This window comes from Bacillus salacetis, from assembly GCF_003581585.1.
Classification (GTDB): domain Bacteria; phylum Bacillota; class Bacilli; order Bacillales; family Bacillaceae_B; genus Rossellomorea; species Rossellomorea salacetis.
The window spans coordinates 1-235 of the sequence record NZ_QXIR01000109.1 but is presented as its reverse complement, the minus strand read 5'-3'; the positions used below and the strand labels follow the sequence as shown (position 1 = coordinate 235).

At 49.8% G+C, this 235-nt stretch carries 2 tRNA genes; both read right to left on the bottom strand.

Annotated features, from left to right (window positions below):
- Nucleotide 1: 1 nt before the first annotated feature.
- Nucleotides 2-77, bottom strand: a tRNA-Ala gene (locus D3H55_RS23815).
- Nucleotides 78-100: 23 nt separating this feature from the next.
- Nucleotides 101-177, bottom strand: a tRNA-Ile gene (locus tag D3H55_RS23810).
- Nucleotides 178-235 lie beyond the last annotated feature (58 nt).

Sequence of the window (235 nt, the reverse complement as noted above, 5' to 3'; positions counted from 1 at the left end):
TTGGTGGAGCCTAGCGGGATCGAACCGCTGACCTCCTGCGTGCAAAGCAGGCGCTCTCCCAGCTGAGCTAAGGCCCCGTATATGAATGAGAAGAAAAAAATGGTGGGCCTAAGTGGACTCGAACCACCGACCTCACGCTTATCAGGCGTGCGCTCTAACCAGCTGAGCTATAGGCCCCTCTCATTACTATGAAGTTTAATCACATTAAACATTCAAAACTAAACAATCAAAACGC